Below are 21,738 nucleotides of genomic sequence, written 5' to 3'. Positions count from 1 at the left end.
CTCAGCTATCCTTTTTTTTGTGTTGAGGCGACCCTGAACGCTTCTGTCTTTTTCTGGGTTGCCCGTTGTTGTTTCCTGAACGTGCACCGCCGGTATTGGTTCTCCGGGCAGGACGAGGTGAATGCATTTTCAATGGCGCAGGCAAATCTGTCAATAAAGCCGATGCATCATAATCAGATACAGGAATCGTGTGATTAATATAGCTTTCGATGGCAGGCAGGTTGATGGCGTATTCTTCACAGGCGAAGCTGATTGAGTGACCGCTTGCGCCTGCGCGTCCTGTACGGCCTATCCGGTGAACATAATCTTCACTGTCATCAGGTAAATCATAGTTAAATACATGGGTGACCTGCGGAATATGTAATCCCCGTGCAGCCACATCAGTTGCGACCAGAATATCCAGCTGGCCTTGTGTAAACTGTTCTAAAATCCGTTCCCGTTTTTTCTGAGGGACGTCCCCGGTTAACAGGCCTGCACGATGTCCGTCGGCTGCAAGGTGCCCCCAGACTGATTCACATTTATGTTTGGTATTTGCAAAAATGATTGCCCGATCGGGCCATTCTTCTTCAATCAATGTTTGAAGCAAAGACATTTTATGTTCATTGGATGGATAAAAGAGCTCTTCTTTGATCCGGTGCCCGGTTTTTTGTTCTGGTTCTACAACAATATGCTCAGGCTGGTTCATGTGTTCAAACGCCAGTTCCTGTACCCGGTAAGATAAGGTGGCAGAAAAGAGCATGTTCAAACGTTCTTTTGGTTCAGGCATCCGGCGGAATAAAAAGCGGATATCTTTAATAAAACCAAGGTCAAACATCCGGTCTGCTTCATCAAGGACTACCACCTGAATGTTATTCAGGTTGAACACCCGCTGTTTATAAAAGTCGATGATTCGTCCTGTGGTTCCAATCAGAATATCGACACCATCTTTGAGCCGGGATAATTGTTTCTCGTAACTTTCACCACCATAGGCAAGGGCCACTTTCAGTCCTGAGCTTTGTGTCAGTGGCTCTGCATCATGAAAAATTTGTATGGCCAGTTCGCGGGTTGGTGCCATGATAATCGCTCTTGGATTACCCGGCTTCCGGCCTTCATGAGCAGGAATGGTCAGCAGATGATGAAATGTCGCAGCAAGAAACGTTAAAGTTTTACCAGTCCCTGTTTGGGCCTGGCCTGCAATGTCTTGGCCGGAGAGCAGTACCGGCAGCGCCAAGGCTTGAATCGGGGTACAAAATTCGAACCCTTTTGTTGTCAAACCTGTTTTAATTTGGGGGTGTAATCCCAAATCGGCGAATTTTTGCTCTGTGATATGTGTCTTTTTCATCACTATAGAATATCAGCTTAAGCTTGCAATACGGAAGTAAATACATTCCAATAGGACATCTAAATGCTGATCATTATGCAATCAGTTCAGGAAAAACATTGGAGTTGAAGATGAGTGATAAGATTTTGCAGCTTAGTGATGAAGGTTTTGAGGACAGTGTAATCAAAGCTGCAGGCCCTGTTCTTGTAGATTTTTGGGCGGAATGGTGTGGTCCATGTAAAATGATTGCTCCGATTCTCGATGAGATCGCAGAAGAGTTCGGAGATAAACTCACTATCGGAAAACTGAATATTGATCAAAATGCTGATACGCCAGCGAAATTTGGTATTCGTGGTATCCCGACTTTATTGTTGTTTAAGAATGGTCAGGTTGCTGCAACAAAAGTTGGTGCGTTGTCCAAAACTCAGTTGGTTGAGTTTTTAGATTCACATTTGTGATCTTGAGCAAAAACCGTATATAGAAATATGTACGGTTTTGCACATAAACTTACAACAATATCTGGACTCGATAATTAAATGGTGCTAGTTTAATGCACGTTAATTAAATATGTGTTCACTTCTTGGTCAATCCTGAGGCCAAAGTCTATCTTAACCTTAACTTAGCAAACAGATCCTAATTTTGACTAAACAACAATCCACCACAATGAACCTAACAGAACTAAAGAACAGACCTGTGTCTGATCTCGTGAAACTTGGTGAAAGCCTCGGGCTGGAAAACCTTGCACGTTTGAGAAAACAAGACATTATCTTCTCGATACTGAAAGCGCATGCAAAGAGCGGAGAAGATATTTTTGGTGATGGCGTGTTAGAAATTCTGCAGGATGGTTTCGGCTTCTTGCGCAGCTCTGACAGCTCCTATCTGGCAGGCCCGGATGACATCTATGTGTCACCCAGTCAGATACGTCGTTTTAACCTGCGTACAGGGGATTCCATCTCCGGTAAGATTCGCCCGCCAAAAGAAGGTGAGCGTTATTTTGCATTGCTGAAAGTGAATACTGTTAACGACGACAAGCCAGACAATGCCCGCAATAAGATCCTCTTTGAAAACCTGACGCCGTTACATGCCAATGAGCGTATGATTATGGAGCGGGGGAATGGCTCAACAGAAGACATCACTGCGCGTGTTCTTGATCTGGCATCACCGATTGGTAAAGGCCAGCGTGGGTTGATTGTTGCGCCGCCAAAAGCGGGTAAGACGATGCTTTTGCAAAATATTGCTCAAAGCATTGCGTACAATCACCCTGAATGTGAACTGATGGTACTTTTGATTGATGAACGTCCGGAAGAAGTCACAGAAATGCAGCGTTTGGTCAAAGGTGAAGTGGTTGCTTCGACTTTCGATGAGCCTGCATCCCGCCACGTTCAGGTTGCTGAAATGGTGATTGAAAAGGCCAAACGTCTGGTTGAGCATAAAAAAGATGTTGTTATCTTGCTTGACTCAATTACACGTTTAGCCCGTGCATATAATACGGTCGTCCCTTCATCCGGAAAAGTATTAACCGGTGGTGTGGACGCGAATGCATTACACCGGCCCAAAAGATTTTTCGGCGCTGCACGGAATGTTGAAGAAGGCGGAAGCCTGACAATTATTGCCACAGCGTTGGTTGATACCGGTTCTAAAATGGATGAAGTCATTTACGAAGAGTTCAAAGGAACTGGTAACATGGAGTTACACCTGAATCGTAAGATTGCTGAGAAACGGGTTTTCCCTGCAATTGACTTTAACCGTTCCGGTACGCGTCGTGAAGAATTGCTGACAAAAGCCGACGAGCTGCAGAAAATGTGGATTTTGCGCAAGATCGTTCACCCGATGGGAGAAATCGATGCGATGGAATTCCTCATTGATAAGCTTGCAATGACAAAAACCAATGACGAGTTTTTTGATGCTATGAGACGTCAATAAATCTGAATCCGGTTCTGAATTTGAAAACATCACCACTTGGTGATGTTTTTTTATTGCATTTTGATGAGTCAGACTCCACTATTACTGAATCTTACTGAAGGTAATTCACATACAACAAGGAATGTTGATGTTATTACTTCTTTTTGTTCTGCTATGGACAAACCTCCAATATGTTAGTGCCGGAGAGCTGGATGAGCTTTCCAGAGAACAGTTGTTGCAGTCATCCCAAATTCTCAGCCAGCTGAATGAACTTCATCAATTGCTGCTTAGTGAGAAAATTGATGAACTTAATTTTTCTTTACAGCGAATCTCCCTTCCCGGACAGGAAGCTGCCCGTTATTTACTGCTCAAACGTCTTGAGCAGGAACATTTTTCTGTTTCATTGAAAATAAAGCAATTTGTGCGGGCTCAGCAATCCATTAAGCCTGCCTGGTATCTATCTGAAAGAAAAGATGGATACACATTTACGGTACCTGCTTTTGACTTTCCTGCTGTTTCCGGCAGGTTACTCCGGACATGGAAGCATCAACAAAATACTGTGTCGATGCTTCAGCGTATCCGACAGCATAATTTTGAGTTGCGTTCCTGGCTGTCTGGTGATGAAGATTTAGTCCGTTTACATGAATCGTTACTGATTCAGGAACTGGAACGTTTGACTGATGATGAAATTCTCTATTTAACACATCCCCTGGTCAGTGAGCCAGTCACCAGTTGGTTGCCTTCAACAAGGCTGATGTCAGCGTTAGCCAGAAGAAGTAAAAATGCGGGTGTATACAAGTTGTTATGGCTAATGAAACCGGATGGTTTTACTATTTCAGAGTTAAACTATCTTTCTGTTCAGCAGGATGCTTTTGCTGTTGGGCAGATTATCAAAGCTGCAAATAATCCCGGTTTAAAATTGTTGGCTATCAAACAGCTGACCCGGTTAAAACCGATGCCAGACAATGTAAAACATTTCCTCATCCGGCAAATGAGCCGGAGCGACACTGCCGAGGTGACTGCACGATCATTGGTGAAAGAAGGATATGGGTACTGGCTACAACAGTTAATTCAGGACAATAAAACGATCAAGCGTCATCTCATCAAAAGGTTTGTTGACTTGTAAGTGATCCATAAATCACTATATCGCTGAGCTGTTTGTCAGACTTCTTTGGGCATATTTCAGTGATTTGCTATGTTAGAAATATCAGTCAGAGTTGTATTCTTTTTGTTATACTGCACCCTACATTTTCCAGATCTAGATGCCTTATGATTTTTAAGGATTTACGCGATTTTATTATATATCTTGAAAGTATTGATCAGTTAAAGCGTATTCAGCACCCGGTTGATCCCAAATTCGAGATGACAGAAATATGTGACAGGACTTTGCGCGCTGCTGGTCCCGCGCTTTTATTTGAAAACCCGATTGGTTATGACATGCCTGTACTGGCTAATTTATTTGGTACGCCTGAACGTGTCGCGATGGGGATGGGGCGTGAAAATGTTCAGGAACTTCGGGAAGTCGGACAACTATTAGCTTATCTGAAAGAGCCTGAACCGCCGAAGGGGTTTAAAGATGCTTTAAATAAACTTCCGGTTTTTAAACAAGTCCTGAATATGCCGGTGAAGCGGTTGAAAAAGGCACCCTGCCAGGAAATTATCTGGCAAGGTGATGAGGTGGATCTGGATAAGATTCCGGTGATGACCTGCTGGCCTGGTGATGTGGCACCGCTAATGACATGGGGACTTACTGTGACCCGGGGGCCGGTAAAAAAACGTCAGAATCTGGGTATTTACCGACAGCAAAAGATAGCTAAAAATAAAATCATTATGCGTTGGTTTTCTCACCGGGGAGGCGCGACAGACTTTTTTGACTGGCGTGAAGCGCATCCGGGAGAACCATTTCCTGTCTCTGTTGCTTTTGGCGCAGATCCTGCCACGCTTTTAGGTGCTGTAACGCCAGTACCGGACACGTTGTCAGAATATGCTTTTGCTGGCTTATTGCGGGGCAGCAAGTCAGAAGTGGTCAAGTCTGTCAGTAACGATTTGGAAATACCGGCAAGCGCCGAGATTGTTCTCGAAGGATATATTGATCCGGAAGAATATGCGGATGAAGGTCCTTATGGCGATCATACCGGATATTTTAATGAGGTTGAGCGTCATCATGTCTTTACTGTTACTCATATGACAATGCGCAGAGATCCTCTCTATCACAGTACCTATACCGGGCGTCCACCAGATGAACCTGCCGTTTTAGGCGAAGCGTTGAATGAGGTTTTTGTTCCGATATTACAAAAACAGTTTCCGGAGATTACTGACTTCTATTTACCGCCGGAAGGATGTTCCTACCGAATGGCGATTGTGACGATGAAGAAACAATATCCAGGTCATGCCAAGCGGGTCATGATGGGCGTTTGGTCTTTTTTACGGCAATTTATGTATACCAAATTTGTTGTTGTTTGTGATGAGGACGTCAATGCGAGAGACTGGAAGGATGTCATCTGGGCGATTACAACAAGAATGGATCCGGCCCGTGATACGGTTTTGATTGAGAATACACCGATCGACTCACTTGATTTTGCTTCTCCAAAAGTTGGATTGGGTTCTAAAATGGGAATGGATGCAACGAATAAATGGCCTGGGGAAACAGAGCGGGAATGGGGCAGACAAATTCAGAAAGATGCCGATGTTGTTGCCAGAGTCGATCAAATGTGGGATGAGCTGGGAATTATGTAAGTAATTATTTTTTATTTGTTTGTGTGATGAATATTGAGGTAAAGCAGAGCATTCATTGCAGTTTGATAGTTATCCGGTATGGGTAATTCAGAGGAAGTTTATGATAATTCAAAGTAAAGTTAAGTCGATTCAGCCTTTAGCCAGCAATACCTATAAAATATTATTACAGCCGTCGAAGCCTGTTTCATTTAAACCCGGACAATACTTAATGGTTGTCATGGGAGAGCAGGATAAACGTCCGTTTTCTATTGCAAGCAGTCCTTGCCGGCATGAAGGCGAGCTGGAATTGCATATCGGAGCTGCTGAGCATAATGCATATGCGTTTGAAGTCGTTGAAATGATGAAAGCTGCAATGAAAGACAATCAGGATATCAGTATTGATGTACCTCATGGTGATGCGTGGTTACGGGAAACTTCAGAACGGGACCTTTTACTGATTGCCGGAGGAACCGGCTTTAGCTATGTACGCTCGATTCTGGACCATTGTCTGAGCCAGTCAGTCAGCCGAAATATATATCTTTACTGGGGAGCGAAGGATAGTCATCAACTCTACGCGATTGATGAGCTCAATCAAATTGATGAGCAGAACACAAATGTTCAGTTTATCCCTGTCATTGAAACAGCTGAGAGTAACTGGCAGGGTAAAACCGGCAATGTGATTCAGGCGGTTGCAGAAGATTTTGATTCGCTTGCTGATGTGGATATTTATATTGCTGGCAGGTTTGAAATGGCAGGCTTTGCCCGGGAACAGTTTACCTTGAATAAGCATGCCCGCAGCGATCATATTTATGGTGATGCTTATAGCTTTATCTGAGCACTAAATCAGGAAAAAATGACAGCGGGCCACATTGAAGTGGCCCGCTGTCATTTGGAACTGATCAAAGAATATGTTTTAAAATCCTGTCTGCTTTTACCCGTAAAATACGTTTAATCAGTCGTTGAACTTTGGGGGGGTACGTATCGAGAGCATCAATTTGCTTATAGGTACAGATAAGCTGGGTATGTTGGAGAATATTTTCGAATTCCTGCTCAAATTTACTGGTCAGGTGACCGTATTGGTCCTGGATCAGGAGGCCATTTTCCAGATCAAGCCGCCATGCACGGGGATTGAGGTTATTACCTGTAATTAACATGTACTGTCGGTCAACCCAGATCCCTTTCAAATGAAAACTATTGTCGTCATGCTTCCATACATGAATTGAAAGCTGGCGACTGGCTATTTTGTCTTCATTAGCTTTAGCAAAACGGCGAAGGTTCAATTCATATAAATAGGGTAAGCCACCTATTGTTTTAAATGTATCTTCAGGCCGGATATAAAAATCATTTGCGGTTTTGTCGCCGACAATGATGTTGACTTTGACGCCACGCTTCAGCGCACGCTTTACCTGAACTTCGATTCGTTTGGGAAAGTTAAAATATGGCGTGCAAATGAAAATCTCTTTTTGAGCCCGCGAGATCATGTGATTGATATGCAAATTCAGATGATTACTTTTCTTTCCAACGCCCACGAGTGGCGTAATACCAACATGGCCTGGCGATATTTCCTGATGCTGAAATGGATATTTAGCCTGAGATAAACAGTTTCTGAATTGTCGTATGACGGGCTTGAGTTCCTTGGTGACCGGGCGGGAAGGTGTTGCCAGATTATTGACCGCAGGATGAGAAAGCATCTGACAGTGAATAAAACCAGCCATGGAGTCAGCCAATGCTTTACTTTGAATGACATGATAGCGGTCAAAACGGTAACGATTCTGATATTGAAGATATACATTATTCAGGCTGGCACCACTGTATATCACTTCATCATCGATAATAAATCCTTTCAGGTGAAGTACACCAAGGACTTCTTTTCCCCGCACTGGTATACCATATACGGGAATCTGGTGTTCACTGGACAAAGCGAAAGACTCATACATCGCTGCGTTTCCAGCTGAGCTTTCGGCGCCAATGAGTCCTCTTTGTGCTCTGTGCCAGTCAACACAGACATTGATATCAAGGTCTGGATTTCGTTGTTTAGCTGCATAAAGTTCGGTCAGGATTTCTTTGCCAGCTTCGTCAGCCTCAAGATAAAGCGCAACAATGTAGATGCGATGAGTGGCCTGACGAATCGCTTGAACCAGATATTGCCTGAATTGCTCTGCAGAGAATAAAACCTGGAAGTCTTCTGGTTCTATTGCAATTGTTGGCAATTGTTCGAATAAATTTCTACGAGCGATCATCGTTAGCGAGTTACCCCAATAGACGCAAAATTGCAAAGCATTAATACTACCAAATTCTCTGAACGCATAGCTATAACTTGTTTTGGGTTGTAAACATATGACATCAGATCAACTTTTCGGTTCGCTTTGTCAGACTAAACGCGAAATTCTACCCTGAAAAAGATTATTGAAGCCAGAAATGAATCAAACTTTTTCTTTCCGGCTGTCTTTCTCTGGAGCGCTGGCGAATTATCGGGGACCCGGGGTGATGTATCTCATAGGGATAAGGACTTTTCCCTGACGGGTATACCGAAAATAGAGCGTTCGAATAGCTTCAGGCAAAGTATCTGGTTCTTGATATCTGAAGTGATGAGTCGTGTAAAAATCTTTTAAATGTGCCAATGCAAAGCAATAGACTTGCTCATGGAGGATCCGTTGTTCACAAAAAGTCAGTAACTGATGACCTATGCCTTGCTGCCTCTTTTCTGTTGCCACTGTCATACCGGTTAATAACTGGTAGTTCGATATGTGTCTGAATCGTACCGCTGCACAAATTTGATGCTGATTATCTTTGGCTATAATCACTTGCTCATCTTTTTTTGCTTTTCCGGACGGATAGTGTTGTTTATAAAAACGTTGAATGAGTGGTATCTTAATAGGATCAAGTTGTTCGAATAATAATTGATTCATGAGAATCGGTTTGAGCAGATTTTAAATAGATTTTAGTTTACCGGATTGATAGAAAAACATGCAAATACATTCGAATGCCAGCCTGCGTGCTTACCATACTTTTGGTATTGCGCAATGTTGTCGGTTTTTGGTCGAGGTGAGTTCTGTTGATGAGCTGGTTGATGTTTATCGCCGGCCTGAGTGGAAAAATCTGCCTAAAATGGTTCTGGGGCAGGGAAGTAATGTACTGTTTACTACTTTCTTTGATGGGGTTGTCATCATCAATTGTCTGAAAGGAATTACAATTTCTGAAAATAGTGCGACCTATCATTTACACGTCAGCGCCGGAGAAGACTGGCCTGATTTGGTGGAAAATACCGTCAGACAAAATATAGCCGGACTTGAAAACCTTGCCATGATTCCGGGTTGCGCAGGTAGTGCACCGATCCAAAATATTGGTGCTTATGGCATTGAATTCAAAGATATCTGTGAATATGTTGATTACCTCTGTCTGGAAAGCCTGACCGTTCACCGCCTCAGTAAAAATGAATGCTGTTTTGGTTACAGAGATTCAGTTTTTAAACATCATTTGTATCAAAAGGCTGTTGTGGTTGCTATCGGATTGGTTGTCGTGAAAAACAGAGCGCCTGCACTGCATTATGGTGCTTTGCGCCAGCTTCCTGAAGATGCCGGGGCTGAAGCGGTTTTTGAACATGTTTGTCATATTCGTCAGGAAAAATTACCGGACCCGGAGGTGAGCGGTAATGCCGGGAGTTTCTTCAAAAATCCGGTGATTTCACATGAGGATTTTGAACTGATTAAACAACGTTTTCCCGATATTGTAAGTTATCCTCAGGAACAGGGTGTGAAGCTGGCGGCGGGTTGGCTGATTGAACAATGTGGCCTGAAAGGTATGAAGATTGGCGGAGCGCAGGTACACCCAAATCAGGCGCTTGTTTTGGTGAATGATGATAATGCAACTGCGGAAGATGTTATCCGGTTAGCTGCCCATGTTTATTCCCGGGTATTTGAAACATATGGTGTTTCACTTGAGCATGAAGTGCGTTTTATTGGTGCGACGGGAGAAGTTTATTTAAGTGATTTGATTAAAAAGGAATGTTCCGGATGAAGACACATCAGGCCAAATTAAAAATTTTGTCGCTATTATCTGATGGGCAATTTTATTCCGGCGAATATCTGGGAGAGCAGCTGGGTGTCTCAAGAGCCGCGGTTAGCAAACACATCAAAGGCATACAGGACTGGGGTGTTGATGTTTTTCGTGTTCAGGGAAAAGGTTATCAGCTTGCCCAACCAATGCAGCTTTTGGATGAACATTTAATTCAACAGCATGTGTCTAATCCTGTCACACTTCATCCTATTATTGACTCGACAAATCAGTATTTAGTCGAACGGGCCGGAGACCTTGAATCTGGTGCTGTCTGTCTTGCTGAATATCAGTCAAAGGGGCGCGGGCGAAGAGGAAGACAATGGAACTCACCTTTTGGAGCTAATCTCTATTTTTCAATGTACTGGAAGCTGGAAGCCGGTATGGCTGCCGCAATGGGGCTGAGTCTGGTTGTTGGTATCGCCGTGATTGAGGCCCTGAAAGCGCTTGGTGTTGATGATGTAAAGCTTAAGTGGCCGAATGATCTTTATTATCAGGATAAAAAGCTGGCAGGTATTCTTGTTGAAGTTTCCGGCCAGGCGGGTGACGCAGCGCATTTAATTATAGGCATGGGCATGAATCTGTTTATGCGGCAGGAGGATATTACGATTGACCAGCCATGGACGACCCTTTCTCAGGTAATGGGGGAGCATTTGATTGATCGTAATGAGCTGGCAGTTGCTTTAATTCGTTCCTGGACGGATATATTGAGAGGTTATGAAGAAACAGGGATTGCAGGTTTCATTGACGCATGGAATAGCATGGATAATTTTATTAACCGCCCGGTGAAATTACTGATGGGAGATCAGGTGGTTCGTGGTATTGAAAGAGGGATTGATACACATGGTGCAGTCTTACTGGAGACAGAGGAAGGTATACGCAGTTTTGTTGGTGGTGAGATTTCGTTAAGAAGTGATGAAAAACAGGATGACAATTAGTCATCCTGTCGCTGGACGGGGGGCAATTCATCTCAATTCAATCTATTGACGCAGTAAAATTTGTTCCACCGTATGATTTTTTCCTTTACGTAAAATAAGCTGTGCTCTTTCCCGTGTTGGTAAAATATTTTCCTGTAGATTTTTTCCGTTAATCGCATGCCAGATATTTTTTGCTATCGAGGTGGCTTCATCTTCGGCAATACGGGTGTAGTGACTAAAATAAGAGCCTGGTGTTTTGAAGGCTCCATGCCTGAATTTCATAAACCTTGAGACGTACCAGTTTTCAATAAACACTGGGTTAGCATCAACAAAAATTGAAAAATCAAGAAAATCAGAAATAAAAACCCGGTGTGGTGCATGGGGATAATCCATCCCGCTTTGTAAGACATTGAGCCCTTCGAGAATCAGAATATCAGGATCATTGACAATCTTTTTTTCTTCAGTGATGTCATAGGTCAAATGAGAATATACCGGCGCTGAAACGTTGGGTTTTCCTGATTTTACATCGGATACAAATTGCACAAGGCTCTTTATATCATAGGATTCCGGAAACCCTTTTTTCTGCATAATGCCTTTCTCAAGGAGGACTTCATTCGGATAAAGAAACCCATCTGTTGTGACCAGCTCAACTTTAGGGTGGTTTTCCCAACGGGAAAGAAGTGCTTTCAGCAGACGTGCTGTGGTGCTTTTCCCGACTGCAACGCTCCCGGCAATACCGATCACAAAAGGAGGCACTCTTTTTCGTCCTAAAAACTGGTTTAGAATCGTATTTCTTGTTTGACGTGAAGCGACATATAAATTCAGTAGTCTTGCCAAAGGTAAATAAATTTCAACTGCTTCCTTCATGGTCAGTTGTTCATTAATGCCTTGCAATTCAAGAAGATCGTTCTCTGACAGTGTCATTGGAACTGAATTGCGAAGTTCCGACCATTGATATCTATCAAATGATAAGTAAGGATTCATATTATACCCATGACTGAAATCGGCAGGTACAGCAACATACCCTAAGAAAAAAAGAGAAAGCAACAAACAATGACAATATATTAGGTTACAGCAGGGGAAATTGTCTGAAAAAGCAGCGAATAAGCAAAAACATAAGAAATTTGAATTTTTTTTCGCAGAAAGGCTTGCAAGGGATGAAATCATTCAATAGAATGCGCCCCACTTACGCCGACTTAGCTCAGTAGGTAGAGCAACTGACTTGTAATCAGTAGGTCGCCAGTTCGATTCCGGCAGTCGGCACCACTTTATTTTTTGTTAAAATAGAGTGAGTTAAAATTTGGAGGGGTTCCCGAGTGGCCAAAGGGAGCAGACTGTAAATCTGCCGGCACTGCCTTCGATGGTTCGAATCCGTCCCCCTCCACCATATTCTTTAGGAAATAGCTCTCAGAGTTACTACGTGTGCGGGCATCGTATAATGGCTATTACCTCAGCCTTCCAAGCTGATGATGCGGGTTCGATTCCCGCTGCCCGCTCCACTCAATTATGAGTGCTGATATAGCTCAGGTGGTAGAGCGCATCCTTGGTAAGGATGAGGTCGGCAGTTCGAGTCTGCCTATCAGCACCAGCTCTAAGCAAACATTTCCTTTTGTTATATACTTTATTACCAATAATTTTGGTTGCGTGGTCATAAAGCCACCTTAAATCCGTACCTAGAGGGACTATTATGTCTAAAGAAAAATTTGAACGTACGAAACCGCACGTAAACGTTGGTACTATCGGCCACGTTGACCACGGTAAAACAACGCTAACAGCAGCAATCTGTACAACACTTGCCAAAGTGTATGGTGGTGAAGCGAAAGATTTCGCATCAATCGATAACGCGCCTGAAGAGCGTGAGCGTGGTATCACAATCGCGACTTCACACGTTGAGTATGACACTCCAAGCCGCCACTACGCGCACGTAGACTGTCCTGGACACGCGGATTATGTAAAAAACATGATCACAGGTGCGGCACAGATGGATGGTGGTATCCTGGTTGTTGCAGCGACAGATGGTCCAATGCCACAGACTCGTGAGCACATCCTGCTGGGTCGTCAGGTAGGTATTCCTTACATCATCGTCTTCATGAACAAATGTGACATGGTAGATGATGAAGAGCTGCTTGAGCTGGTAGAAATGGAAGTACGTGAACTGCTTTCAGAATATGAATTCCCTGGAGATGACTTGCCAGTAATTCAGGGTTCAGCACTGGGTGCACTGAACGGTGAGAAAGAGTGGGAAGACAAGATTGTTGAGCTTGCAGAAGCTTTGGATACTTACATCCCAGAGCCAGAGCGTGCAATCGATCAGGATTTCATTCTGCCAATCGAAGATGTATTCTCAATCCAGGGCCGTGGTACAGTAGTAACAGGTCGTGTAGAGCAAGGCATCATCACAGTTGGTGACGAAGTAGAAATCATCGGTATCAAAGAGACGACTAAGACGACTTGTACTGGTGTAGAAATGTTCCGTAAGCTGCTTGACGAAGGTCGTGCAGGTGAGAACGTTGGCGTGCTTCTGCGTGGTACTAAGCGTGATGAAGTAGAGCGTGGTCAGGTACTTGCTAAGCCAGGTTCAATCACGCCGCACACAAAATTCGAATCAGAAGTTTACGTGTTGTCAAAAGATGAAGGTGGTCGTCATACACCATTCTTCAAAGGCTACCGTCCACAGTTCTACTTCCGTACAACGGACGTAACAGGTGCGATTGAGTTACCAGAAGGCGTAGAAATGGTGATGCCAGGCGACAACATCAAGATGATTGTTGAGCTGATTGCGCCAATCGCGATGGACGAAGGTCTTCGTTTTGCGATTCGTGAAGGTGGCCGTACAGTAGGCGCCGGTGTTGTTGCTAAAATCATCGCATAATGATTTGACTTAACACTAGTAAAAAGGGCATCATTTGATGCCCTTTTTCTGCACTGAAGATATATATTGATTACTTGTTAGTCAATCGTTGAGAAGTTGAACAGAAAAAGTTTTTATCTGGTTCGATATATAGCAGTTAGGTTGTATATCAACCGTATTGCCCTGCATTAGCGGGGTTATTGTCGTCTATATTAAGACTAGTAACAGGTTGGTTTATGAAAGCAAATCATGCTGAAACTCCTGAGAGCTCCAATGCAGTTGATAAGTTTAAGTGGTTTCTTGCTCTTGTTCTGTTGGCTGCTGCAGTAGTAGGTAACTCATTTTACGGTGAGACAGTCTCCATTGTAATCCGGGCTGCGGGTGTCATCGTTTTGATCGCGGCTGCACTGGGTGTTGCTGCGACAACAATTAAAGGTCAGATTGCAATTAAGTTTGCCCGCGAAGCGAAAATCGAAGTGCGCAAAGTGGTATGGCCTACTCGTCAAGAGACCATACAGACAACGCTGATTGTATTGGCTGTATGTGTTGTTATGGCATTAGCTCTGTGGGGTATTGACGGTATTATGGTTCGTCTTGTTGCATTCGCAACAGGAGTATAGAGGGTTTAATTCATGAGTGAAGCTCCTAAAAAACGCTGGTACGTTGTTCAAGCCTTTTCCGGGTTTGAAGGACGTGTTGCTCAGTCATTACGTGAGCATATAAAAATGCATGGAATGGAAGACTTCTTCGGAGAAGTTTTGGTTCCTACTGAAGAAGTTGTTGAAATGCGAGCAGGCCAGCGACGCAAGAGTGAAAGAAAGTTCTTTCCGGGATATGTACTTGTGCAGATGATCATGAATGATGAATCCTGGCATCTTGTGCGTAGCGTTCCCCGAGTGATGGGCTTCATTGGTGGTACATCAGATCGTCCTGCTCCTATCACAGACAAAGAAGCAGATGCTATTTTAAATCGTTTGGAAAAAGCGAGCGAAGCACCACGTCCGAAAACCATGTTTGAAGCGGGTGAAGTTGTTCGTGTAAATGATGGCCCATTTGCTGACTTCAATGGTACTGTGGAAGAAGTTGACTATGAAAAGAGTCGTCTGAAAGTATCAGTATCTATCTTTGGCCGTGCGACTCCGGTTGAGCTTGAGTTTGGTCAGGTAGAAAAACTGAGTTAGAACCTTTTTCAGGGTTGTTTGTTGCGCAAATTATGACTATAATTTCGCCCCCCCTTACATAGGGTATTTATTTTTAACCGGGGAGCTGATCAAACGATTAGCGTCAGAACCCAAATATAGGAAATATCATGGCTAAGAAAGTTGAAGCTTATATCAAGCTGCAGGTTGCAGCGGGTATGGCTAACCCAAGTCCACCAGTTGGTCCAGCTCTGGGTCAGCATGGTGTGAATATCATGGAATTCTGTAAAGCATTTAATGCAAAAACAGAATCAATTGAAAAAGGTCTGCCTACACCTGTTGTTATCACAGTATACAGTGACCGTTCATTTACGTTTGTTACCAAAACACCACCAGCTTCAGTACTTCTGAAAAAAGCTGCGGGTATTAAATCTGGTTCAGGTCGTCCAAATACTGAAAAAGTAGGGACTGTAACTGATGCTCAGCTTCAGGAGATTGCAGAAACTAAAGCTGCTGATATGACTGGTGCTGATATTGAAGCGATGAAACGTTCTATCGCTGGTACTGCCCGTTCTATGGGCCTAGTGGTAGAGGGTTAATATCATGGCAAAATTAACAAAGCGTATGCGTACTATTCGCGAGAAAGTTGACGTCACTAAAGAATACGATATCAATGAAGCTGTAGCACTGCTGAAAGAACTGGCAACTGCTAAATTCGTTGAATCTGTAGATGTAGCTGTTAACTTGGGTATTGATGCTCGTAAATCTGATCAAAACGTTCGTGGCGCAACTGTACTGCCTCACGGCACTGGTCGCGAAATCCGCGTAGCTGTATTTACTCAGGGCGCAAATGCTGAAGCTGCGAAAGAAGCTGGTGCTGATCTGGTTGGTATGGAAGATCTGGCTGAGCAGGTGAAGAAAGGCGAAATGAACTTCGACGTTGTTGTTGCTTCTCCTGATGCAATGCGTGTTGTTGGTCAGTTAGGTACAATTCTTGGTCCTCGTGGCCTGATGCCAAACCCGAAAGTTGGTACTGTAACACCTAACGTTGCTGAAGCTGTGAAGAATGCAAAAGCAGGTCAGGTTCGTTACCGTAATGATAAGAATGGTATCGTTCATACAACTATCGGCAAAGTTTCTTTTGATGCTGACCAAATTAGAGAAAATCTTGAAGCGCTGATTATCGCTCTGAAAAAAGCGAAACCATCCAATGCTAAAGGTACTTTCCTGAAAAAAGTAAGTATCTCTACAACAATGGGTGCTGGCGTCGCTGTAGATCAGGCAACTCTGAATACACAGCAAGCATAAAATATTTGATCAGGCGCGAAAATTATGTATAATTTTGCGCCTGAATTTGTGGTTGGGGCTGAACTTCTTGTTTCATTTAAACAAAAAACAGTCTCCGTCCAAGACCGCAGGTGTTTTCCAGCCGGAAACTTAATTGTCCTGCGTAGATGGTGCCCGAACTGACAGAAAGCTCTATATTATATAGTTATCTTTCTTCTGGGAATGCACCTCAATAGCTCTCATTGTTATTTCAAATGGCAATGAGTGGTGTAACGACAACCAGGAGTAAATCCAAAATGGCTTTAAATCTTCAAGACAAAAAAGCAATTGTTGCTGAAGTCAACGAAGCGGCCAGTGGTGCACTTTCTGCAGTTGTAGCTGACTCTCGTGGTGTAGATGTTAGTGCGATGACTACTCTTCGTAAACAAGCGCGTGAAGCGGGTGTTTACATGAAAGTTGTTCGTAATACATTAGCACGTCGTGCGGTTCAGGGTACGGATTATGAGTGTCTGAATGACACTTTTGTTGGTCCTACTCTGATCGCATTCTCTAACGAGCACCCAGGTGCTGCCGCGCGTCTTTTTAAAGATTTCGCGAAAGAGAACGACAAATTTGAGATCAAAGCTGCTGCATTCGAAGGCGCAGTTGCTGACGTTGAAGTACTCGCAACACTACCAACATACGACGAAGCGATTGCACGCTTGATGATGTGCATGAAAGAAGCTTCTGCTGGAAAATTGGTACGTACTATCGCTGCTGTTCGCGATCAAAAGCAAGAAGCTGCGGCGTAAGCCTTGCTTTTTACTGGTTGCAAAATAAACTTATTGTTGACTTAAAAGAGAATTGTTATGTCTATTACTAACGAGCAAATCCTAGACGCAGTTGCAGAAATGTCTGTAATGCAAGTTGTTGAACTTATCGAAGCAATGGAAGAAAAATTCGGTGTATCTGCTGCAGCTGCTGTTGTTGCTGGCGGTGCTGCTGCTGGTGGCGATGCTGCTGCTGAGCAAACTGAATTTGACGTCATCCTGACTGCTGCAGGCGGTAACAAAGTTGCTGCCATCAAAGCGGTACGTGGCGCAACTGGTCTTGGCCTGAAAGAAGCTAAAGCGCTTGTAGACGGTGCTCCATCACCTCTGAAAGAAGGTGTTGAGAAAGATGAAGCTGAAGCGTTGAAAGCTCAACTTGAAGAAGCTGGTGCAACTGTTGAAGTTAAGTAATTTATACTTAGTTGCTTAGCCGAAAGGCTAATGGCTGGTGGTTTATTGACCACCGGCCTTTTTGCGCTGTAGGGTATCGGCGGTTTTTCCCGCTGTTTAGGCGTTCGATATCCATGCAAAGTCGTTTCATCCAACGTGATGAAACGTAACTACAAATAAACAGCGAGTTAGTCACTGTCCTTATCCTTTAAACTTTTAGTATAGTTTTATTGGTGGGCAGTTTGGGTCACTTATCAGCGAGCTGAGGAACCCCATGGTTTACTCTTATACCGAGAAAAAGCGCATCCGCAAGGACTTTGGTACTCGTCCACAAGTGTTGGACATTCCATACCTGCTATCGATCCAGCTCGATTCGTTCGACAAATTCATCGAACAGGATCCTGAAGGGCAATATGGTCTGGAAGCTGCCTTCCGTTCTGTTTTTCCAATTCAGAGCTATAATGGCAATTCTGAGCTGCAATACGTTAGCTACCGTCTTGGTGAGCCAGTATTTGATGTTAAAGAATGTCAAATTCGTGGTGTAACTTATTCAAAACCACTACGTGTGAAATTACGTCTGGTTATTTTTGATAAAGACGCGCCAGCGGGTACTGTCAAAGATATTAAAGAACAAGAAGTCTACATGGGTGAAATTCCACTCATGACAGATAATGGTACCTTCGTAATTAATGGTACCGAGAGGGTTATCGTATCCCAGCTGCACCGAAGCCCCGGCGTGTTCTTCGACAGCGATAAGGGAAAGACTCACTCATCAGGAAAAGTTTTATATAACGCACGTGTGATTCCTTACCGTGGTTCATGGCTCGATTTTGAGTTTGATCCGAAGGACAATCTGTATGTGCGTATCGATCGCCGCCGCAAATTACCTGCATCAATTATTCTTCGTGCACTAGGTAAAACGACTGAAGAAATCCTTGATCTCTTCTTCGATAAAATTATTTTCGAAGTCAAAGATCAAACGTTGATGATGGAGCTGATTCCTGAACGTCTGCGTGGCGAAACGGCAAGCTTTGATATCGAAGCGAACGGCAATGTATATGTTGAGCAAGGTCGTCGCATCACTGCACGTCATATCCGTCAGTTAGAAAAAGATAATGTTGCTTTTATTGAAGTACCTGTTGAATACATTGTTGGCAAGATTGCCTCCAATGATTATATCGATCAGGATACTGGCGAGATTATTGCTGCGGCAAACCAGGAAATCAGCCTGGAAACTTTAGCGAAGCTATCACAGGCCGGATATAAGAGAATAGAAGTTCTTTATACCAATGAACTTGATCATGGTTCTTTCATGTCTGATACCTTACGTATCGACAGCACAACGGACCGAATTTCTGCCTTGGTTGAAATTTACCGGATGATGCGTCCTGGTGAGCCACCAACAAAAGAAGCTGCTGAAGCGTTGTTTGAGAGTTTATTCTTCTCTGAAGAACGTTATGACTTGTCTACAGTTGGCCGGATGAAGTTCAATAGTTCTATTGGCCGTGATGATGCGGGTGAGCAGGGAACTTTAGACGAAATCGACATCATCGAAGTCATGAAAAAACTTATCTCAATCCGTAACGGGATTGGAGAAGTTGATGATATCGACCACTTAGGCAACCGACGTATCCGAAGTGTTGGTGAAATGGCTGAGAACCAGTTCCGGGTTGGTTTAGTCCGTGTTGAACGTGCAGTAAAAGAGCGTTTGAGTCTGGGCGATCTTGACAATGTTATGCCTCAGGACCTGATCAATGCCAAACCAATTTCAGCAGCAGTGAAAGAATTCTTTGGTTCTTCTCAGTTGTCGCAGTTTATGGATCAAAACAACCCGCTGTCGGAAGTAACGCATAAGCGTCGTATTTCTGCATTAGGCCCGGGTGGTTTGACGCGTGAGCGTGCAGGTTTTGAGGTACGGGACGTCCACGTAACTCACTATGGTCGTCTGTGTCCAATTGAAACGCCAGAAGGACCAAACATCGGTTTGATCAACTCACTATCAGCGTTTGCCCGTTGTAACGAATATGGTTTCCTTGAGACGCCATATCGCCGTGTTGTTGATGGTGTCGTGACTGATGAGGTGGATTACCTTTCCGCAATTGAAGAAGGACAATTCATCATTGCACAGGCGAATGCCAAATTAAGTGAAGAAGGTACTTTTGCTGATGAGTTGATCACGGCCCGTCAGAAAGGTGAATCAGGTCTTCATCCTCGTGAACATGTCAGCTATATGGACGTTGCAACCAACCAGGTGGTATCGATTGCTGCGTCTTTGATTCCATTCCTTGAACACGATGATGCAAACCGTGCCTTGATGGGTGCGAACATGCAACGTCAGGCCGTTCCAACACTGCGTGCAGACAAACCACTCGTTGGTACAGGTATTGAGCGTAATGTTGCAGTTGACTCTGGTGTAACTGCGGTTGCAAAACGTGGTGGTATGATCCAGTCCGTTGACGCATCGCGCATCGTTGTGAAGGTGAATGATGACGAACTGGTTCCTGGTGAAGCAGGTATCGATATCTATAACCTGACTAAGTACACGCGTTCGAACCAGAACACTTGTATTAACCAGCGTCCATGTGTGATGCCTGGAGAGCCAGTTGCCCGCGGTGATGTACTTGCTGATGGCCCGTCAACTGATTTAGGTGAGTTGGCTCTGGGGCAGAATATGCGTATCGCATTTATGCCTTGGAATGGTTATAACTTTGAGGATTCAATCCTTGTTTCTGAGCGTGTTGTTCAGGAAGACCGTTTTACCACTATCCATATTCAGGAATTGTCTTGTGTCGCCCGTGATACAAAACTGGGTGCTGAAGAGATTACTGCTGATATTCCAAATGTGGGTGAGGCTGCGCTGTCTAAGCTGGATGAATCAGGTATCGTTTATATCGGTGCTGAAGTCAAAGGTGGCGATATTCTGGTTGGCAAAGTGACGCCAAAAGGTGAAACACAACTGACACCAGAAGAAAAGCTGCTGCGTGCTATTTTTGGTGAAAAAGCATCCGATGTGAAAGACACGTCATTGCGTGTGCCGAACTCTGTTTCCGGTACGGTTATCGATGTTCAGGTCTTTACACGCGATGGTGTTGAAAAAGATAAGCGTGCGCTTGAAATCGAGCAGATGCAGCTGAAAGAAGCGAAGAAAGATCTGACTGAAGAATTCCAGATTCTTGAAGGTGGCTTACTTGCTCGTGTGAGAGCAGTTCTGCTTTCCAGTGGGTACTCTGAAGCAAGACTGGACTCGATTGACCGGAAGAAATGGTTAGAGCAAACAATCGAAGACAGCGAGCAACAGTCTCAGTTAGAGCAGCTTGCTGAGCAATGGGATGAGCTGAAAGCTGATTTCGATAAGAAATTCGAGATGAAGCGTCGCAAGATAACGCAGGGTGATGATCTTGCGCCTGGTGTCTTGAAAATCGTTAAAGTTTATCTGGCCGTAAAACGTCGCATTCAGCCTGGTGATAAGATGGCTGGTCGTCACGGTAACAAGGGTGTAATTTCGAAAATTAACCCTGTTGAAGATATGCCTTACGACGAAAAAGGTAATCCTGTTGATATCGTCCTGAACCCACTGGGTGTACCATCGCGGATGAACATTGGTCAGATTTTGGAAGTCCACCTTGGTGCCGCTGCGAAAGGTATTGGTGATAAGATCAATGCCATGGTCAGAGAGCAACAGGAAATTGCGAAACTCAGAGATTTTCTGCAGCAGGTTTATAGCTTGGGTAACGATATTCGTCAGAAAGTTGATATTGCTTCTCTGTCTGATGAGGATGTTCGTGTTCTGGCTGGTAATTTACGCAAGGGGCTGCCTGTTGCAACGCCAGTCTTTGATGGTGCAACAGAACCAGAAATTAAGAGTTTGCTAAAACTTGCTGATCTACCTGAGTCAGGCCAGCTCACGCTGTTTGATGGTCGCACAGGGGATGCATTTGAACGTCCGGTAACTGTCGGTTACATGTACATGCTGAAATTGAATCACCTTGTTGATGACAAGATGCATGCGCGTTCAACTGGTTCTTATAGTCTGGTTACTCAGCAACCACTGGGTGGTAAAGCTCAGTTTGGTGGTCAGCGCTTCGGTGAGATGGAAGTGTGGGCACTTGAAGCATACGGTGCAGCGTATACGTTGCAGGAAATGCTGACAGTGAAATCAGATGATGTCAATGGCCGGACGAAGATGTACAAAAACATCGTTGACGGAAACCATAGTATGGAACCAGGCATGCCAGAATCCTTTAACGTATTGTTAAAAGAGATTCGCTCACTTGGTATCAACATCGAGTTAGAAGACGAAGAGTAATCCATTTGGATTATCTGTTAGAAGGGTGCTTGTCTGTGACAAGCTCCCTTTAACTCCTTACAGGAGCTG

General features: G+C 44.0%; 19 protein-coding genes and 4 tRNA genes. 19 read left to right on the top strand and 4 right to left on the bottom strand.

The window, feature by feature from the left end:
- Nucleotide 1 precedes the first annotated feature (1 nt).
- Nucleotides 2-1,321, bottom strand: coding sequence for an ATP-dependent RNA helicase RhlB (gene rhlB / locus OCV29_RS16130; protein WP_073603652.1), 1,320 nt, complete (start codon nucleotides 1,319-1,321; stop codon nucleotides 2-4).
- Between the two features lie 110 nt (nucleotides 1,322-1,431).
- Here rhlB and trxA point away from each other — a divergent pair, with 110 nt between their 5' ends.
- The 5 genes from trxA to fre all read left to right on the top strand — a co-directional run bounded on the left by trxA (nucleotide 1,432) and on the right by fre (nucleotide 6,752).
- A complete protein-coding gene (trxA, locus tag OCV29_RS16125) occupies nucleotides 1,432-1,758 on the top strand; it encodes a thioredoxin TrxA (RefSeq protein ID WP_073603653.1) in 327 nt (108 codons plus the stop codon).
- A 205-nt stretch (nucleotides 1,759-1,963) separates the two neighbouring features.
- Entirely contained in the window at nucleotides 1,964-3,223 is a 1,260-nt protein-coding gene (gene rho / locus OCV29_RS16120; RefSeq protein WP_073603654.1) for a transcription termination factor Rho, read from the top strand.
- A gap of 127 nt (nucleotides 3,224-3,350) precedes the next feature.
- Entirely contained in the window at nucleotides 3,351-4,328 is a 978-nt protein-coding gene (locus OCV29_RS16115; RefSeq protein WP_084193308.1) for a hypothetical protein, read from the top strand.
- Between the two features lie 143 nt (nucleotides 4,329-4,471).
- Nucleotides 4,472-5,938 carry a 4-hydroxy-3-polyprenylbenzoate decarboxylase gene (gene ubiD / locus OCV29_RS16110; protein WP_073603656.1) on the top strand — a complete coding sequence of 489 codons (1,467 nt, stop codon included), beginning with the start codon at nucleotides 4,472-4,474 and terminating at the stop codon, nucleotides 5,936-5,938.
- Between the two features lie 100 nt (nucleotides 5,939-6,038).
- Nucleotides 6,039-6,752: an NAD(P)H-flavin reductase gene (gene fre / locus OCV29_RS16105; RefSeq protein WP_073603657.1), complete on the top strand. Its 714-nt coding sequence runs from the start codon at nucleotides 6,039-6,041 to the stop codon at nucleotides 6,750-6,752.
- Between the two features lie 64 nt (nucleotides 6,753-6,816).
- On the opposite strand, the gene pssA is transcribed toward fre, so the two are convergent.
- Nucleotides 6,817-8,157, bottom strand: coding sequence for a CDP-diacylglycerol--serine O-phosphatidyltransferase (pssA, locus tag OCV29_RS16100; protein ID WP_073603658.1), 1,341 nt, complete (start codon nucleotides 8,155-8,157; stop codon nucleotides 6,817-6,819).
- Between the two features lie 228 nt (nucleotides 8,158-8,385).
- Complete coding sequence (locus OCV29_RS16095; protein ID WP_073603659.1) at nucleotides 8,386-8,826, bottom strand: GNAT family N-acetyltransferase; 441 nt, start codon at nucleotides 8,824-8,826, stop codon at nucleotides 8,386-8,388.
- 58 nt (nucleotides 8,827-8,884) lie between these two features.
- Between OCV29_RS16095 and murB the strand changes: the two genes are divergently transcribed.
- Nucleotides 8,885-9,934, top strand: coding sequence for a UDP-N-acetylmuramate dehydrogenase (gene murB, locus OCV29_RS16090; RefSeq protein ID WP_073603660.1), 1,050 nt, complete (start codon nucleotides 8,885-8,887; stop codon nucleotides 9,932-9,934).
- Nucleotides 9,931-10,908, top strand: a complete 978-nt coding sequence (birA, locus tag OCV29_RS16085) for a bifunctional biotin--[acetyl-CoA-carboxylase] ligase/biotin operon repressor BirA (RefSeq protein ID WP_073603661.1) — start codon at nucleotides 9,931-9,933, stop codon at nucleotides 10,906-10,908. The genes murB and birA overlap by 4 nt, the downstream gene beginning before the upstream one ends.
- A gap of 42 nt (nucleotides 10,909-10,950) precedes the next feature.
- Here the strand turns inward: birA and coaA are convergent, their stop codons facing one another.
- Nucleotides 10,951-11,871 (bottom strand): type I pantothenate kinase, encoded by a 921-nt coding sequence (coaA, locus tag OCV29_RS16080; protein WP_139281574.1) that lies wholly within the window; start codon nucleotides 11,869-11,871, stop codon nucleotides 10,951-10,953.
- A 206-nt stretch (nucleotides 11,872-12,077) separates the two neighbouring features.
- Between coaA and OCV29_RS16075 the strand changes: the two genes are divergently transcribed.
- The 12 genes from OCV29_RS16075 (at nucleotide 12,078) to rpoB (ending at nucleotide 21,669) form a co-directional block, all read left to right on the top strand.
- Nucleotides 12,078-12,153 (top strand) — tRNA-Thr (locus OCV29_RS16075).
- A gap of 36 nt (nucleotides 12,154-12,189) precedes the next feature.
- Nucleotides 12,190-12,274: transfer RNA gene (locus tag OCV29_RS16070), tRNA-Tyr, on the top strand.
- Nucleotides 12,275-12,311: 37 nt separating this feature from the next.
- Nucleotides 12,312-12,386 (top strand) — tRNA-Gly (locus OCV29_RS16065).
- Between the two features lie 13 nt (nucleotides 12,387-12,399).
- Nucleotides 12,400-12,475, top strand: a tRNA-Thr gene (locus tag OCV29_RS16060).
- 99 nt (nucleotides 12,476-12,574) lie between these two features.
- Nucleotides 12,575-13,759, top strand: a complete 1,185-nt coding sequence (gene tuf / locus OCV29_RS16055; RefSeq protein WP_073603663.1) for an elongation factor Tu — start codon at nucleotides 12,575-12,577, stop codon at nucleotides 13,757-13,759.
- Between the two features lie 215 nt (nucleotides 13,760-13,974).
- A complete protein-coding gene (secE, locus tag OCV29_RS16050; RefSeq protein WP_073603664.1) occupies nucleotides 13,975-14,358 on the top strand; it encodes a preprotein translocase subunit SecE in 384 nt (127 codons plus the stop codon).
- A 12-nt stretch (nucleotides 14,359-14,370) separates the two neighbouring features.
- On the top strand, nucleotides 14,371-14,919 hold the full coding sequence (gene nusG, locus OCV29_RS16045) for a transcription termination/antitermination protein NusG (RefSeq protein WP_073603665.1): 549 nt from the start codon (nucleotides 14,371-14,373) through the stop codon (nucleotides 14,917-14,919).
- 128 nt (nucleotides 14,920-15,047) lie between these two features.
- A complete protein-coding gene (rplK, locus tag OCV29_RS16040) occupies nucleotides 15,048-15,476 on the top strand; it encodes a 50S ribosomal protein L11 (RefSeq protein ID WP_073603666.1) in 429 nt (142 codons plus the stop codon).
- Nucleotides 15,477-15,480: 4 nt separating this feature from the next.
- Nucleotides 15,481-16,185: a 50S ribosomal protein L1 gene (gene rplA / locus OCV29_RS16035; protein ID WP_073603667.1), complete on the top strand. Its 705-nt coding sequence runs from the start codon at nucleotides 15,481-15,483 to the stop codon at nucleotides 16,183-16,185.
- A 275-nt stretch (nucleotides 16,186-16,460) separates the two neighbouring features.
- Nucleotides 16,461-16,955: a 50S ribosomal protein L10 gene (gene rplJ / locus OCV29_RS16030; protein ID WP_073603668.1), complete on the top strand. Its 495-nt coding sequence runs from the start codon at nucleotides 16,461-16,463 to the stop codon at nucleotides 16,953-16,955.
- Between the two features lie 57 nt (nucleotides 16,956-17,012).
- Entirely contained in the window at nucleotides 17,013-17,384 is a 372-nt protein-coding gene (gene rplL / locus OCV29_RS16025; RefSeq protein ID WP_073603669.1) for a 50S ribosomal protein L7/L12, read from the top strand.
- Between the two features lie 253 nt (nucleotides 17,385-17,637).
- Nucleotides 17,638-21,669, top strand: coding sequence for a DNA-directed RNA polymerase subunit beta (gene rpoB / locus OCV29_RS16020; protein ID WP_073603670.1), 4,032 nt, complete (start codon nucleotides 17,638-17,640; stop codon nucleotides 21,667-21,669).
- Nucleotides 21,670-21,738: the final 69 nt, after the last annotated feature.

This window comes from Vibrio aerogenes (assembly GCF_024346755.1).
Lineage (GTDB): Bacteria > Pseudomonadota > Gammaproteobacteria > Enterobacterales > Vibrionaceae > Vibrio > Vibrio aerogenes.
This window is presented reverse-complemented; position numbering and strand designations above follow the sequence as displayed.

Excerpts from the sequence above, each read along its gene's own strand:
- rhlB (WP_073603652.1), bottom strand. The coding sequence starts at position 1,321 with ATGAAAAAGACACATATCACAGAGCAAAAATTCGCCGATTTGGGATTA.
- trxA (WP_073603653.1), top strand. The coding sequence starts at position 1,432 with ATGAGTGATAAGATTTTGCAGCTTAGTGATGAAGGTTTTGAGGACAGT.
- rho (WP_073603654.1), top strand. The coding sequence starts at position 1,964 with ATGAACCTAACAGAACTAAAGAACAGACCTGTGTCTGATCTCGTGAAA.
- OCV29_RS16115 (WP_084193308.1), top strand. The coding sequence starts at position 3,351 with ATGTTATTACTTCTTTTTGTTCTGCTATGGACAAACCTCCAATATGTT.
- ubiD (WP_073603656.1), top strand. The coding sequence starts at position 4,472 with ATGATTTTTAAGGATTTACGCGATTTTATTATATATCTTGAAAGTATT.
- fre (WP_073603657.1), top strand. The coding sequence starts at position 6,039 with ATGATAATTCAAAGTAAAGTTAAGTCGATTCAGCCTTTAGCCAGCAAT.
- pssA (WP_073603658.1), bottom strand. The coding sequence starts at position 8,157 with ATGATCGCTCGTAGAAATTTATTCGAACAATTGCCAACAATTGCAATA.
- OCV29_RS16095 (WP_073603659.1), bottom strand. The coding sequence starts at position 8,826 with ATGAATCAATTATTATTCGAACAACTTGATCCTATTAAGATACCACTC.
- murB (WP_073603660.1), top strand. The coding sequence starts at position 8,885 with ATGCAAATACATTCGAATGCCAGCCTGCGTGCTTACCATACTTTTGGT.
- birA (WP_073603661.1), top strand. The coding sequence starts at position 9,931 with ATGAAGACACATCAGGCCAAATTAAAAATTTTGTCGCTATTATCTGAT.
- coaA (WP_139281574.1), bottom strand. The coding sequence starts at position 11,871 with ATGAATCCTTACTTATCATTTGATAGATATCAATGGTCGGAACTTCGC.
- tuf (WP_073603663.1), top strand. The coding sequence starts at position 12,575 with ATGTCTAAAGAAAAATTTGAACGTACGAAACCGCACGTAAACGTTGGT.
- secE (WP_073603664.1), top strand. The coding sequence starts at position 13,975 with ATGAAAGCAAATCATGCTGAAACTCCTGAGAGCTCCAATGCAGTTGAT.
- nusG (WP_073603665.1), top strand. The coding sequence starts at position 14,371 with ATGAGTGAAGCTCCTAAAAAACGCTGGTACGTTGTTCAAGCCTTTTCC.
- rplK (WP_073603666.1), top strand. The coding sequence starts at position 15,048 with ATGGCTAAGAAAGTTGAAGCTTATATCAAGCTGCAGGTTGCAGCGGGT.
- rplA (WP_073603667.1), top strand. The coding sequence starts at position 15,481 with ATGGCAAAATTAACAAAGCGTATGCGTACTATTCGCGAGAAAGTTGAC.
- rplJ (WP_073603668.1), top strand. The coding sequence starts at position 16,461 with ATGGCTTTAAATCTTCAAGACAAAAAAGCAATTGTTGCTGAAGTCAAC.
- rplL (WP_073603669.1), top strand. The coding sequence starts at position 17,013 with ATGTCTATTACTAACGAGCAAATCCTAGACGCAGTTGCAGAAATGTCT.
- rpoB (WP_073603670.1), top strand. The coding sequence starts at position 17,638 with ATGGTTTACTCTTATACCGAGAAAAAGCGCATCCGCAAGGACTTTGGT.